9 protein-coding genes are annotated in these 14,762 nt (G+C 63.2%); 4 read left to right on the top strand and 5 right to left on the bottom strand.

All coding sequences use genetic code 11. The features are described from left to right. Together tatB and tatC are read left to right on the top strand one after the other, a co-directional pair. The gene (gene tatB / locus GJ695_RS13300; protein WP_154365456.1) at positions 1 to 522 is read left to right on the top strand and encodes a Sec-independent protein translocase protein TatB; all 522 of its coding nucleotides are present in this window, start codon (positions 1 to 3) and stop codon (positions 520 to 522) included. Then, complete coding sequence (gene tatC, locus GJ695_RS13295) at positions 523 to 1,278, top strand: twin-arginine translocase subunit TatC (RefSeq protein WP_154357466.1); 756 nt, start codon at positions 523 to 525, stop codon at positions 1,276 to 1,278. Position 1,279: 1 nt separating this feature from the next. Here the strand turns inward: tatC and GJ695_RS13290 are convergent, their stop codons facing one another. The 4 genes from GJ695_RS13290 to GJ695_RS13275 all read right to left on the bottom strand — a co-directional run bounded on the left by GJ695_RS13290 (position 1,280) and on the right by GJ695_RS13275 (position 9,882). Next, positions 1,280 to 1,720 carry a CCDC90 family protein gene (locus tag GJ695_RS13290; RefSeq protein ID WP_154365454.1) on the bottom strand — a complete coding sequence of 147 codons (441 nt, stop codon included), beginning with the start codon at positions 1,718 to 1,720 and terminating at the stop codon, positions 1,280 to 1,282. Between the two features lie 97 nt (positions 1,721 to 1,817). Continuing rightward, positions 1,818 to 3,731 (bottom strand): DUF885 domain-containing protein, encoded by a 1,914-nt coding sequence (locus tag GJ695_RS13285; protein WP_154365614.1) that lies wholly within the window; start codon positions 3,729 to 3,731, stop codon positions 1,818 to 1,820. 77 nt (positions 3,732 to 3,808) lie between these two features. Continuing rightward, positions 3,809 to 7,966 carry a DEAD/DEAH box helicase gene (locus GJ695_RS13280; RefSeq protein ID WP_154365452.1) on the bottom strand — a complete coding sequence of 1,386 codons (4,158 nt, stop codon included), beginning with the start codon at positions 7,964 to 7,966 and terminating at the stop codon, positions 3,809 to 3,811. Then, positions 7,963 to 9,882, bottom strand: a complete 1,920-nt coding sequence (locus GJ695_RS13275) for a S9 family peptidase (RefSeq protein ID WP_154365450.1) — start codon at positions 9,880 to 9,882, stop codon at positions 7,963 to 7,965. The genes GJ695_RS13280 and GJ695_RS13275 overlap by 4 nt, the downstream gene beginning before the upstream one ends. A 115-nt stretch (positions 9,883 to 9,997) precedes the next feature. Here GJ695_RS13275 and hemE point away from each other — a divergent pair, with 115 nt between their 5' ends. Both hemE and GJ695_RS13265 read left to right on the top strand, forming a co-directional pair. After that, entirely contained in the window at positions 9,998 to 11,083 is a 1,086-nt protein-coding gene (gene hemE, locus GJ695_RS13270; RefSeq protein ID WP_154365448.1) for a uroporphyrinogen decarboxylase, read from the top strand. Between the two features lie 731 nt (positions 11,084 to 11,814). After that, entirely contained in the window at positions 11,815 to 13,830 is a 2,016-nt protein-coding gene (locus GJ695_RS13265) for a primosomal protein N' (protein ID WP_154365446.1), read from the top strand. Here the strand turns inward: GJ695_RS13265 and GJ695_RS13260 are convergent. After that, positions 13,827 to 14,717: an ArgP/LysG family DNA-binding transcriptional regulator gene (locus tag GJ695_RS13260; protein WP_154365444.1), complete on the bottom strand. Its 891-nt coding sequence runs from the start codon at positions 14,715 to 14,717 to the stop codon at positions 13,827 to 13,829. The genes GJ695_RS13265 and GJ695_RS13260 overlap by 4 nt on opposite strands. Positions 14,718 to 14,762 lie beyond the last annotated feature (45 nt).

Below are 14,762 nucleotides of genomic sequence, written 5' to 3'. Positions count from 1 at the left end.
ATGATCGATCTCGGTCTTACCAAACTTGCTGTCATCGGCGTGATTGCGCTGGTCGTCATCGGTCCTGAAAAGCTGCCCAAGGTGGCGCGCATGGCCGGGACGCTGTACGGTCGCGCCCAGCGTTATCTGAACGACGTGAAATCCGAAGTCACACGCGAAATCGAGCTGGAAGAGCTGAAGAACCTGCAAAAAGAAGTGCAGGACGCGGCCCAGGCGGTGAAGACCGACGTGGAGAATTCGATTTCGCAGAATATGGCGGAAGTGGAGAACGCCTTCACCGACACGTCCTCGTCGTCGCTGTCGGATAGTTCGTCCTCGTATTCGCATGGCGCGTTCAACAGCGTGACCACGGACGACCTGTCGCGCAAGGCGCGCGAGTTCCGCCGCAAGAAGCTGGTGCGCAATTCGGCCATTCCCAACTGGTACAAGCAGCGCACTGGCGGCAAGATGCACGTGACGTCCGGCGCGGCGCGGGTGGCCCGCTTCCGTCCGCGTGGTCCTACCAACAGCTCCTTCTATTAAATGACTACACCTAACCAGGGCGAAGAGACCTTTATCTCTCACCTGATCGAACTGCGGGATCGTTTGGTCAAGGCGTCGATCGGCATTGCGCTGGTCTGCATCGGCCTGATGATCTGGCCTGGCCCTTCGCACATCTACGACATCATCGCCGAGCCGATGATCCGCTCGCTGCCGGTCGGCTCGAAGATGATCGCCACCGGCGTGATCTCGCCGTTCCTGGTGCCGATGAAGGTGACGCTGGTGATTTCCATCATCCTGTCGTTGCCGTGGGTGCTGTACCAACTGTGGGCGTTTGTGGCGCCGGGCCTGTATGCGCACGAGAAGCGCCTGATCGCGCCGCTGGTGATTTCGTCGTCGGTGCTGTTCATGTCGGGCGTGGCGTTCTGCTACTTCCTTGTGTTCGGCCGGGTGTTCCAGTTCATTGCCGAGTTTTCGCCGCAGTCGATTGCGGTGACGCCGGATATCGAAAACTACCTGGATTTCGTGATGTCGATGTGCCTGGCGTTTGGCGCGACCTTCGAGGTGCCGGTGGTGGTGGTGATCCTGGTGCGCATGGGCCTGGTGACGGTGGCCAAGCTGAAGGAGATTCGTCCTTATGCGATCGTTGGCGCGTTTGTGGTGGCGGCTATCGTGACGCCGCCGGATGCGGTCAGCATGTTCTCGCTGGCGATTCCGATGTGCCTGCTGTTCGAGCTGGGCCTGCTGGTGGCGCCGATGTTCGTGCGCATGTCCACGGCCCCGGAAGAAAAAGCCTGATCTAGGGCAGCCGGTCGATGACCCGCACCAGCATGCCGATCGTAACGGCATGCAATGCCAGTGAAATTCCCACCATCCAATAAACGGTAGTCAGCTTGCGGTCGATATACGCCCGCAAGCGCTGCTCCAGCGCTTCCAGCTTGGCGTTGAATCGCTCTTCCAGCGCTTCCAGCTTGGCATTGAATCGCTCTTCCAGCGCTTCCAGCTTGGCATTCATTTCGGCACGAAGCGCATCGAATTTTTCGTTCATTTCGATGCGCAACATCTCTATGCGCGCGATCATGTCGGTTCGCAATAGCACCAGTTCGCTTGGCGCGACGGTGGCTTCGTCCATTGCCTGAGTGAGGGCCTGTGCTTGTGCCTCGGCTTGTACCGGTGGAATACCGGCATCAATCAGGCTCTGGGTGTACTGCAGGGTGTCGAATTTAATGGGCATGGTCATGATACCTCCCGAATTTGATCGTAGCAGAAAACGGCTGACGCACAGCCGTTCCCCATCGTATCGAATCACATGCCCATCTGTTTGAGCGAGCGCAGGACTACTGCGTCATCAAACCTTTGATCACGCGCACCGGCGCGCTGCCGTAGCTGAGGAATTGCTCGTGGAACTGCTTCAGGTTGAAGCCCGCGCCCAGCTGCTGCTTGCGCTGCTCGCGCAACTCCATGATCTCGCTGTAGCCGCTGAAGTAGCTGGTCAGCTGCACCGATGACACCTGCACGCGATGCCATTTCTCCACCGCCTCGCTATGCGTCTGGAACGCCTGGCGCTGCAGCAGATCGACGGCCTGTTCTTCCGTCATGCCCAGCACATGCACGCTGTAATCGAGAATGGTGTTGGTCACGCTGCGCAGGTTCCACTTCGACCACATGAGCCACATCTCCGGCGCGTTGTCGCCGTAGCCGGACTCCAGCATCATGCGCTCGCCATATACCGCCCAGCCTTCCACCATCGCGCCATTGCCGAAGATCGATTTGACGATCGACGGCGAACGGTTGGCGTAGATCAGCTGCGCATAGTGGCCCGGAATCGCCTCGTGAATATTCAGGATCTGCAGAATCCAGTAGTTGTACTCGCGCAGGCTGCTTTCGGCCGCTTCCGGCGTCGCGCCATCGAGCGGCGTGACGTTGTAGAAGGTGCGGTCCTGCGGACGATACGGCCCCGGCGCATCGATGCTGGCGCCCGCGACACCGGCCTGGTAGGCAGGCGTCGCGCGCACTTCCAGCTGCTTGTTCGGGTCCAGCGTCAGCAGGTTGCGGCTGATCACCCAATCCTGCAACAGCGGAATCTGACGTTTGATCTCGCTGACGAAATCCTCGCGCGCCACGTGACGCGCCGACAGCTTGTCGATCACCATGCCGATCTTGGCAAAGCGGTCGGCCGGCTTGGCGGCGCCGCCCATGGTCTTGTCCCACAGCTCGTCGGACAGCTTGTCCATGTTCGCCAGCAGCTCTTCGCGCGCCGCCAGCGCTTTCTGATAGGTCTGCTCGGCGGTGCTGCCGGACTGGATATCGTAGGCAAACTTCTGCTCATACAGCTCCTTGCCCAGACGGAAAGTGCGACGGCCCCTGGTGTCCATCTGCTTGTCCATCTCGGTCAGGAAAGCCACGTAGCCGTCGACCGCCATCAAGGCCGCGTTGACGCGCTGCGTGTACTGCTGCTTCTCCACCGGCGTCAGGATCGACGCCTGCGCCACCTTGTCCACCTCGGCCAGCAGTGCCTGCACGCCGGGCGCCTGCGCGATCGCCAGGCGGGTGTGCTCGCGCGTCGGATTGACGATGTTGGCGCGCGCCGCGTCGTAGTAAGCCGGAATGCTGGCGATGCGCTTGAGCAGCGTGCGCAGGCGCTGCGGCTGGGCCGCGTATTCGGTATTGAGGATCAGATCGATCGGACCGGCGACGTTGTAGCTGGCCGGATTCCATTCCCACTCGCGCAAGGTGGTCAGGCGGAAGCGGTCGCCATCAAGCTTGTTGAGCAGCAGCGCCAGATCGGTGCGCTGCTTGGGCGCCAGCTTGCCGGCGTTGACGGCGGTCAGGCGCTGCTTCCAGTCGTCGATGAAGGCCAGTTCCTTGGCCTGTTCCGCCTTGTCGAACACGGTCAGCGTGGCGGCGGTGTCGTACTTGCCGGCGTAGATCGCGCTTTCCGAATCGATGCGCCACAGCGCGTTGAGGAACTGGTTGCTCAGGTTGTCGAACTGGCGGTCCTGGTAGCGCTCGGAAGCGACCTTCAGGGCCGGCACCGCGGCGACGGCAGCGACAGCCTTGGTCTTGCCGGACGACTTGGCGCTGGCCTTGCCTTTGCTCTTGGTGGATTTGGTGCTCTTGGCCTTGCTGGTGCTGGCCTTGGCGCTGCTTTTCTTGGTGGGAGCAGCCTTGTGGTGGTGTGTGGCGGCGCCGGCTGGCGCGGCGGCAAGAGCCGCCATCAGCGCAGCCAATGCAAATCTTGTCTTAATCATCATTATGCAGCCTTGTATCTGAAGCGGAGGAGATTATCACTAATCCGGCCGCTTGAGAGCGCTCGATACAAGCCGAATTACTTTTTCAACCCTTCTTGCAGCATCGCCAACATTTCGCCGGCCGACATGCGGCCGCTGACGTCGCTGCCTTCCAGCAGGCTGTCGGCCAGGTCGCGCTTGTGCTGGTGCAGGTCGACGATGCCTTCCTCGATGGTGTGGCGCGCCACCAGGCGGTAGATGGTCACCGGCCGCAACTGGCCCATGCGGTGCGCGCGGTCCGAGGCCTGGTCTTCCACCGCCGGATTCCACCACGGGTCCATGTGGATCACGTAGTCGGCGGCCGTCAGGTTGATGCCGACGCCACCCGCTTTCAGCGAGATCAGGAACACATCGCCGACGCCGGCCTGGAAGGCATCCACGCGCTTCTTGCGGTCGGCCATGGAGGTCGAGCCATCCAGGTACTGATAGCTGACGCCCTGCGCGTCCAGATGCGCGCGGATCAGCGCCAGGTGGTCGACGAACTGGCTGAATACCAGCACCTTGTGCTTGTTCTCCAGCAGGCCTTCCAGCAGATGCGCGAAGGCGGCCAGCTTGCTGCTGGCCAGGTTCAGTTCCGGCGCGATCAGGTTGGGATTGCAGCAGGCGCGGCGCAGCTTCATGATCTCGGCCAGGATCTGGATCGATTTCTTCTCGGCCGGTCCTTCGACCGCTTCCAGGTTTTCCAATGCCGCGCGGCGCAGCGATTCGTACAGCGCCGTTTCGTCGGCTGACAGATCGACTTCCAGCGTGATCTCGGTACGCGACGGCAGCTCGGTCAGCACCTGCGCCTTGGTGCGGCGCAGGATGAACGGCTGGATCAAACGGCGCAGGCGCTTGCGCGCGCCCAGTTCGGCGCGGTGGTCCTGCGGCTTTTCAATCGGCGCGGCGAAGCGCAGGTTGAACTGCTCGATGCTGCCCAGCAGACCCGGATTGATGAAGCGGAACAGGTTCCACAATTCGCCGAGGTGGTTTTCCAGCGGCGTGCCGGTGACGGCGATGCGGAAATCGCCCTTCAGCGCCATTACGGCGGCGGAACGCTTGGTGGCCGCGTTCTTGATGGCCTGCGCTTCATCGAGCACGATGGTGTTCCACTGCACGCCGGCAAACAATGCGGACTCCAGTTGCAGCAGGCCGTAGCTGGTCACCACCACGTCGTAGGCGTGCAGGTTGTTCATCACTTCGGCGCGGTCGCCGGCGCCGAACAGCTGCACGTTCAGCGTCGGTGCGAAACGCGCGGCTTCGCTCATCCAGTTCATGCAGACCGAGGTCGGCGCGATCACCAGCGTCGGACCTTGCGGTGCACGCGACAGCATCAGCGCCAGCGCCTGCAGCGTTTTGCCGAGGCCCATGTCGTCGGCCAGGCAGGCGCCCACGCCCCAATGCGCAAGGCGCGACAGCCAGTTGTAGCCTTCGACCTGGTAGTCGCGCAGCTCCGCCTGCAGGGTGCTTGGCAGCTGCGGTTCGAAGACAGTCTGTTCCTGCATGCGCGCCAGGTGTTCTTTCCACAGCTTGTCGGACTTGAGGCCGCCGACGTCGTCGGCCAGTTCTTCCAGCGCGAAAGAGGCCAGCGGATGCACGCGCACGCCGTCGGCGGTAATCTCGCCATAGGCCGAGACTTCCTGCAGGCGGCGGTACAGCTCCTCGGTGAGCGCCATGTAGCGGTTCTCGCCCAGCTCCACGAAGCGGCCCTGGCTCTTCTGCATCATCTCCAGCAGCGTGCGCAGGTCGATTACCTTGTCTTCATCGACCTTCAGTTCACCGCTGGCCGCGAACCAGTCCTTGTTGCTCTTGATGGCGAGGCGCAGATGCTTGGTCTCGACCTTGGCGGTGACGCGGAAGCTTTCGCCTTCCGGCCAGGCGATGACGATGCTTGCCGGGTCCAGCTCCTGCAACTCCACCAACAGTTGCAGGCACAGCGCCGGCTGGCCGAGCAGCCATTCGCCGTGATCCTGCTCCGCCGATTCCAGTACCGGGCATTTGGCGATCAGGTCGCGCTCCGCATCGCGTTCGTCGATCAGCTTGCGGCGCGCCTGTACCGGCTTGCCGCCAATGTCGGCTATCACGCTGTCGGCGCCGTCACCCGGCTTGTAGTAAGCGCCGTTGACCAGCGGCCGCACCAGGATCTGCATCTTCAGGCCGTGCTGGTACGGCAGCAGGTGCAGGTGCAGGCGCATGTCGGCTTCCATCTGTTCCATGTCCGGCGCGGCGCCGCCGATTTCCGATTGCACCGTCACCAGCGACGAGATGGCGCTGATGGCGGACAGCACCTGCTGTTCCGCGTGCGCCGGCACATTCAGCGCATCACCGACGATGGCGGCGATGCGGCGGTGCTCGTCGAGGATGTTGACCACGCGCAGGCGGGTCGGCGTTTCCTTGGTGATCACCACCGAGGAGCTGTCGTCCGGAATCGGCGGCTGCAAGCGCAGTTCCAGGTTGCCGGGGCTTTTCTTGATCAGCAGTTCAGGCTCGCCGGACAGCATCTCGACGCGCATGTCCGGCAGGTCGGACCAGAACAGCAATGGGTGATTCACCAGCGTCGGCGCGGCGCGCTGCGGATCGATCTCGTAAGTCAGGCCGGTGGACTGGTAGCCGCGATGAGCGACGGTGATCGCTTCCGCCGCGCGGATGTCCTGCGGCGTCAGGAAGTCGAACTGCTCGGATTCGAAGCGCAGGCGCTTCAGACCCACGGCGCGGCCCTTGCTCCACAGGCCGCGCGCATCGCGCTTCTGCTCCAGCGGCACGATGTCGGTCAGGCCGTGGCGGTTATCGTAGGTCAGCAGCCATACCAGGCGCGAGCTGCCCGCCGCATCGGGTGCGGAGGGCTGGTGCAGGTTGATCAGCGCGGTGAGCTGGCGCTGCCAGCCTTCCTGCCGTTCGAACCAGGTGCTCAGATCCGGGAAGCCGAAGCGCGAGCGCAGCGCCTGCGCGTGCGTCTGCATCTCGGCATCGCCCATCTGGCCCAGCAGCGCCGCAGCCTGGCCGGCGATGAACATATAGCCGGCGCGCTCGGCGTTCTTCACCAGCTCCTGCAGCTGCTCCTTGCGCTCCTGCAGTTGCGGCAGCGAGAGCCAGAAGTACAGCAGGAACTGGAACACCTGCGTTTGCAGGCCCGGTTCCCACGCCAGGTTGGCGATGGCGTCGGTCTGCATCACGCCGGCGCGCACCTGGCGCAGCATGTCGATCTGCTGGTGCACCGAGCTGTCATGATTCTTCGGCAGCTTGACCGCGATTTCGAGGTAGGCTTCCGCCGCCTTCAGGTGCTTGGCGTCGCCGCTGCGCAGCATCGACAGCAGATACAGGTAGCCGCCCATGCCGGCAAACAGGTGTTTGCGCTTGCCGGTATCGCGGCGCAGGGTTTTCAATGCGGCGTCAAAGCCGATGATGGCGGCGCTGGCGGCGCCGCGCAGCAGCACGATGACGCTGGCGAGGTATTGGCTTTGCGGGCCGGCGGTGCGTTCCAGATAACGCTTGGCGTCGTCCAGGCGGCCGCACAGCAGCGCGTCTTCCGCCATCGCCATGCGCAGTTCGGCGTTGATATCGCCGTGACGACGCTGCATGTGCATCTCGCAGAATTCGCGGATGGCCGGCGCGGTGGCCGGTTCATGCTGGGCGTTGTGCATCAGGACCGCCAGCACGTCGTCCTGCAGCAGCGGGTTGACCAGCGCGATCATGCCCGGCTCGAACGGCCGGCCGAAGATGTCGACGACAGGGTGCAGCTGCGCCGCCTCGTAGCTGCCCAGGCAGAAGGCCAGCACCTGCTGGATTTGCTGCGGACCGTGGCCGCGCAACAGGCCCATGCGCAGGCGCGCCATGCCGGCGCGGTAGCTGCGCGGTTCCATGCTGTTCCAGGTCTGGCGCATCGGCACCAGCTCGGCGTAGGCGGCGCACAGGTCTTCCAGCGCATGGGTGCCGATGGCGGCACGCAGCGCGGGCCAGCGCAGCTTGGGATTGCAGACAAAGCCGCGTCCCGTCACCACGCTGATAAAGGCCAGGCGCTCCAGTTTTTGCAGGGCTTCGTCCAGCGTGCCCACCGTGTACAGGTTGCCGTCGTCATCGAATTCAATGCGCGCGTGGATCAGGTGATCGAGCACCAGCGTGCGTCCGGCCGGCTCGCCGATCAGGGCGAGCAGGGCGAGGATCATTTTTTCGTTGAAGGGCAGCGCGTCGAATTCGGCGAGCAGCTTGGGATCGGTCATGCGTTATTCAGGCCAAAGATGTTTTGATAGAATTTCAGTTCCGCTTCCAGCGTGCGGATGATGTTTTCGGCTTTGCGGAAGCCATGGCCTTCGCCTTCGAGCGGCACGTATTCTACCGGGATGCCGCGTTTCTTCAGCGCGTCCACCATCATTTCCGATTGCTGCGGCGGCACCACCTTGTCGTCCAGGCCCTGGAAGAAGATCATCGGGCGCGAAAGTTTGTTGGTGTGGTTGATCGGCGAGCGTTGCTGGTAAATGGCGTCGGCTTGCGCTTTCGGCGCGATCAGGTATTCATTGTAGTGCGATTCGAACTTGTGCGAATCCTGGTCCAGGCCTTTCAGGTCGGAGACGCCGTAATAGCTGGCGCCGGCCTTGAACACGTCGTGGAAGGTCAGCGCGCACAGCGTGGTCAGGCCGCCGGCGCTGCCGCCACGGATGATCAGGCGCTCGCCGTCGGCCAGGCCGCGCTCCACCAGCGCCTGGGCGCCGGCCACGCAGTCTTCAACGTCGACGATGCCCCACTGGCCCTTGAGCAGGTCGCGGTAGGCGCGGCCGAAGCCGGTGCTGCCGCCGTAGTTCACATCCAGTACGCCGAAGCCGCGGCTGGTCCAGTACTGCGTTTTCAGGTTCAGGGTGTTGACCGTCATGCCGGTCGGGCCGCCGTGGCTGATGACGATCACCGGCGGCTTGCTGTCCGCCGGCGCCTGCACGTCGCGGTTGCGCGGCGGGTAGTAGAAGGCGTGCGAGGTGCGACCATTCGCGCTTGGGTAGCTGATGCTGGTCGGGACCGAGAGGTTGGCTTCGTCCGGCAGGTCTTCAATCGATTGCGCGAGGATTTCCACGCCTTCTTCGGTGAAGTCGATGCGCGCCAGTTCCATCGGGATGGTCGGGCCGCCGGCCAGCATGGCGATGTAGCCGGGACCGACGCGCAGTTCGCGGATTTCCTCGTAGGGATTGGCGATGGCTTCCAGCTTGCCGCTGCCCGGCAGCAGGCGCGCCAGGCGGCTCACGCCCTTGTCGATGTAGGTGCAGATGATTTCGCTGGCCGAGCGGAAGCCGTACATGCTGTTGCCGAAGGTCCAGTGCGGGGAGGCGAATTCGGCTTCCATCGGGCACAGGCCTTCGATGCGCTGGCGGTCGGCGCACAGGCGGTACAGGTTCCACCAGCCGCTGCGGTCGGAGACGAAGTGCAGCAGGTTGTCCGGCGACCATTCGGGCTGGCAAATCGATTCCTCTTCGCCGCCGGCGATGCGGACCGGCGCGGCCAGCGAGCCGTCGGCGTTCACACCGGCCAGCCACAGCGTGGTGCCCTGCCACGGCATGCGCGGATGGTCCCAACTCAGCCAGGTCAGCGTGCGGCCATCCGGCGACAGGCGCGGCGACGAGTAGAAGTCGGCGCCCTGCACCAGCACCGTTTCGGCGCCGGTGGCGATGTCGATCGCGCAGAGGGTATTGGTTGGCTGCGCGTGTTCATCCTCGCCATGCAGCTCACGCACGCCGATCAGGCGGTTGCGCGCGCGGTCCACGACGAAATCGGCGAAGCGCTGCTTGCCGGCCTGCGTGACCGCCACTGGCGCCTCACCGGCGGCCATGCGGTACACACAGTTGTCCTTGAAATGCGAGAAGTAGACCATCTCGCCATCCACCGCATAGGCGCCGCCGCCGTATTCATGCACCCGCGAGCGCACATTGAACGGCGCCGGCGTCAGTTCCCCGGTGGTGGCGCCGTGGTAGCGCAGCAGCGTGTTGCGCCCCGCTTCCGCCGCGCGGCCGGCCAGCCAGAAGATATCGCTGCCGTCGGAACCGCCCAGCATCAGCGAAGACATTGGCGTCGCCCCGGCCGCCACGCGCGCGGCGCTGATGGTCGAAGGCCAGGCGCCATAGGCGGCGATGGTAGGCGATACGGTCGATGTCATGGCTACTCCAGAAAGGGTCAACGCAGGGTGCTACGCATGATAGAGAAAGCTTAGCGAAAAAAAAAGCGGCGCGGGATGCGATAATAGCCGCTTTGAATGTCTTTGATTGCCTTCCATGCCACAATTTGCTCCGCTGAAGAACGACACCTTCCTGCGCGCGTTGCTGCGCCAGCCGACCGAATACACCCCTGTGTGGCTGATGCGTCAGGCGGGAAGGTATCTGCCTGAATACCGCGCCACCCGCGCCAAGGCCGGCTCCTTCATGGGCCTGGCCACCAATCCGGACTACGCCACCGAAGTGACGATCCAGCCGCTGGACCGCTTCCCGCTGGACGCCGCCATCCTGTTCTCCGACATCCTGACGGTGCCGGACGCGATGGGCCTGGGCCTGCACTTCGTCGAAGGCGAAGGCCCGAAATTCGAGCGTCCGCTGAAAACCGAAGCCGACGTGCTGGCCCTGCGCCAGCCGGAACCGGGTTCGCTGGACTATGTATTCAAGGCCGTGACCCAGATCCGCACCGAGCTCAATGGCCGCGTGCCGCTGATCGGCTTCTCCGGCAGCCCATGGACGCTGGCCTGCTACATGGTCGAGGGCGAAGGCTCGCGCGAGTTCCACAACATCAAGAAGATGCTGTACAACCGTCCTGACCTGATGCGCTTCATCCTGGACACCAACGCCAAGGCGGTGGCCGAGTACCTGAACGCCCAGATCGACGCCGGCGCGCAAGCCGTGATGATCTTCGACTCGTGGGGCGGCGCCCTGGCCGACGGCGCTTACCAGGAGTTCTCGCTGAAATACATGCGCCAGGTGGTGGCGCTGCTGAAACGCGAAAAGGACGGCGTCAAAATCCCGGCCATCGTGTTCACCAAGGGCGGCGGCCACTGGATCGAGGAAATCGCCGACATCGGCGCCGATGCGCTGGGGCTGGACTGGACCGCCAACCTGACCCAGGCGCGCCACAAGGTCGGCCACAAGGTCGCCCTGCAAGGCAACCTGGACCCGGCCATCCTGTTCGCCAGCCCGGACCAGATCACCGCTGAAGTCCACAAGGTGCTGGATGCCTTCGGCAAGCCGGGCGTCAGCGGCAGCGGCCACGTGTTCAACCTGGGCCACGGTATTTCGCAGTTCACCCCGCCGGAAAACGTGGCGGCCATGGTGGAAGCGGTGCATACCTACAGCAAGGCGCAGCGCGCAGGCTGATTGACGTCCATATCGGGGCACGTTTCGGCAGAAACGTGCCCTTTTTCATTGGTGCGAACGGTCTGTGCAGACCGACTTATGCACAATTTTTTTTGCTGCGGAAATAACAGGCAGTGTATTTCAGCTAGCCCCGGAGCATGCGCCAACTTGTTGATTTTTAAAGATAAATTTTGTGGCTCATAGAGCAATGTTTAGCAAGCCGTAAACACTCTGCTGAAGGTTGATCTGGTTTATTTCTTCATTTTCCACAAAGTTATCCACAAAAACTGTGGACAAGAAATAAAATGACTTAGTAAACCGTGACTTAGCCATAATATTGCTGTTTGACCTGAGATTCATGTTGCGTTGCACGATTTTTAGGCAAAAATAGCAGGCTTGCCAAGCTAGTTATCAGGACACAAAGCTTGGTGTGAGCATAAGGATAAAATTTGGAACGGTTGTGCACTGCAAACCAGTGGATAAGCGCAAAAAAGTGCTTGATTTCGGTGCAAAAAGCATCCTAAATACTTCACTTATGCACAGCTGAGCAGAAACGACGGCGATTTTTCTTCCTCTAGGAAGCGTTTTCCAAGTAACTGATTTTAAAGAGAAAAAATTTTGAATTTTTGCCCGGTTTACGACGATACCAACTTGGATGTCTATGCTTTCCGGGGATTAAGATTCCATTGTCCACAAAGTTATCCACAGAAACTGTGGATACATACAGCACCCGGTTTTTTGCAAGGTGCAGCATGAATAATCCACGCCTCTGCTACCTGCAAATCGCCATTGATACGCCGCTTAATGCGGTGTTCGACTATCGCTGGGAGTGCGATCCGGCCGAGCGGCCGCAAATCGGCCAGCTGGCGCTGGTGTCCTTCGCGCGGCGCGAGGTGGTGGGACTGATCGTCGGCGTGGCCGACCAGACCGATGTGCCGGCCGACAAGCTCAAAGACGCGCTGGCCGTGCGCAGCCAGCTGTCGCCGCTGTCGGCGCAGTGGCTGGCGCTGGCCGGCTTTGCCGCCGATTACTACCAGCGTCCGCTGGGCGAGGTGGCGCTGCCGGGCCTGCCGAAGAATTTGCGCGTGCTGACCACGGTGGCGCTGGACCGGGCGCTGAAAAAGCTGGCCAAGGTGGAGCCGGCGCACGATCCGGCGCCGGTCGACATGCCGGTGCTGAACGCCTCGCAGCAGGCGGCGGCGGACGCCATCGGCGGCCAGCAGGGCTTCAAGCCGACCTTGCTGTACGGCGTCACCGGCAGCGGCAAGACCGAGGTCTACCTGCAAGCCTGCGCCCAGGTGCTGGCGCGCGAGCAGGAGGCGCAGATCCTGATCCTGGTGCCGGAGATCAACCTGACGCCCCAGCTGGAAGGCAATATCCGTGCGCGCTTCCCCGGCGTGATGCTGGCTACGCTGCACAGCAGCCTGTCCGAAGGCGAGCGCATGCTGCACTGGCTGGCCGCGCATCAGGGCAAGGCGCGCATCGTGCTGGGCACGCGGCTGGCGATCCTGTCGTCGTTGCCGCATCTGAAGCTGATCATCATCGACGAGGAGCACGATCCCTCGTACAAGCAGCAGGAAGGCCTGCGCTATTCGGCGCGCGACCTGGCCGTGTGGCGGGCCTGGCAGCTGCAGATTCCGATCGTGCTGGGATCGGCCACGCCGTCGCTGGAAAGCTGGCATCACGCCCAGTCCGGCCGCTACCGCAAGCTGGAGCTGCGCGAGCGGGCGGTGCAGAACGCCGTGCTGCCGACGGTCAAGCTGGTCGACATGGAGCGCGACAAGCCGTCCGACGGCCTGACGTCGCGGCTGGTGGCGGCCATCAAGCAGCGCCTGGAGCGCGGCGAGCAGTCGCTGCTGTTCCTGAACCGGCGCGGCTATGCGCCGGTGATCTGCTGCGAATCGTGCGGCTGGGTCAGCGAATGCACGCGCTGCACCTCGTTTATGGTGCTGCATCGTCCGGAACATCGGCTGCGCTGCCACCATTGCAGCCTGGAGATGCGCATCCCGCGTCATTGCCCGACCTGCGGCAACGTCGACCTGCAACCGCTGGGACGCGGCACGCAGCGCGTGGAAGAAGGCTTGCAGGCCATGTTCCCGGAGGCGCGCATCCTGCGCATCGACGCCGATTCCACGCGCAAGAAGGGCAGCGCGCAGGAGGCCTTCGACACCGTGCACCGCGGTGAGGTGGATATCCTGATCGGCACGCAGATGGTCGCCAAGGGGCATGACTTCAAGAAGCTGACGCTGGTGGGCATCATGAATCCGGACACGGCGCTGTTCTCGCAGGACTACCGCGCCAGCGAGCGGCTGTTCGCGCAGTTGATGCAGGTGGCCGGCCGCGCCGGACGGGCCGGCATTCCCAGCGAGGTGCTGATCCAGACGCGCTATCCGCAGCATCCGCTGTACGGCGCGGTGGTGCACCACGATTACGACCACTTCGCCACGGCGCTGCTGGAGGAGCGCGAGCAGGCCGCCTTGCCGCCCTATCTGTTCCAGGCGCTGCTGCGGGCCGAGGCGCGCGAGCTGGCCACGGCGATCGAATTCCTGACCATGGCCCGCGATTGCATGGAGCATCCGGGCATCACCATCAACGATCCGATCCCGATGACCATGACGCGGGTGTACAACGTCGACCGCGCGCAGCTACTTGTGGAATCACCGTCAAGGCCGGCGCTGCAGGCGTTTCTGAAGGAGTGGATGCTCACTCTCAAGGAAATGAAGAGCCGCGTGAAGTGGTCGCTGGAAGTCGATCCGCTGGATATTTAAGCAGGCAGCAGGTAGCGCCGGGCGGTCGTCACGATTTGTTCGGACAGCGCGCGGGTGAACGGCGTGTCCAGGTTCCAGGCGTACCAGTTGAGCGCCACGTCGACATGCTGGCCGGGCGCCAGATCCACCAGCCGCTCGTCGGCCAGCGCCGCCGCCACTTCCGGCTGCGGCATCAGGCCATACGCCAGGCCGCCGAACACGCACTCGCTGGTGGCCGCCGACAGCGGCAGCGTGTGGCGCGGATAGGCGCCGCGCAGGCCGGTCGCCTGGTGCACGAAGCCATCCATCATGTCGCGGTCGCTGACCACGGCCGGCGCCAGCTGCGCCGCCTCGATCAGGAAGCCGTCGCCGAACCAGTGGTTGGCAAACCCCTTGGTGGCCACGCAGACGTAGCGCATATGGCCCAGCGGCGTCACCTGCGGACCGTTGGCCTGCGGCTCGGCCGCCCCGGCCGCCACGCAACCGAACACGCTGCCTTCGCGCACCAGATGCAGCGCATGCTCGGTGCTTGCCAGTTGCACGTTCAACTGGCAGCGCGGCGGCGACAACAGCGGCTGCAGACTCAGCGGGAACCACGTCGCCAGGCTGGCCGCGTCCACCGCCAGCGCAATCTCCGGCATGCTGACCTGGTTGCCCAGATCGATATCCAGCGCTGCTTCCATCAGCTTGACGTTGCGGTGATGGGACACCAGCCGCTGGCCCAGCCCGGTCGGCATGGCCGGCTGGCCGCGCACGATCAGCAGACGCCCGGCCGCATCCTCCAGCGCCTTGATGCGCTGGGATACGGCCGATTGACTGATGCCGAGCGCCAAAGCCGCCTTTTCAAAGCTGCCCTGGCTGACTACAGCATCCAGCACGGCCAACGCCCGATAATCCAGATTGTCCATAAGGCAAGCTTATAAAATTTGAAAACGATAAGCCATACTAATACC

The organism is Duganella alba, from assembly GCF_009674495.1.
GTDB lineage: Bacteria > Pseudomonadota > Gammaproteobacteria > Burkholderiales > Burkholderiaceae_D > Rugamonas > Rugamonas alba.
This window is presented reverse-complemented; position numbering and strand designations above follow the sequence as displayed.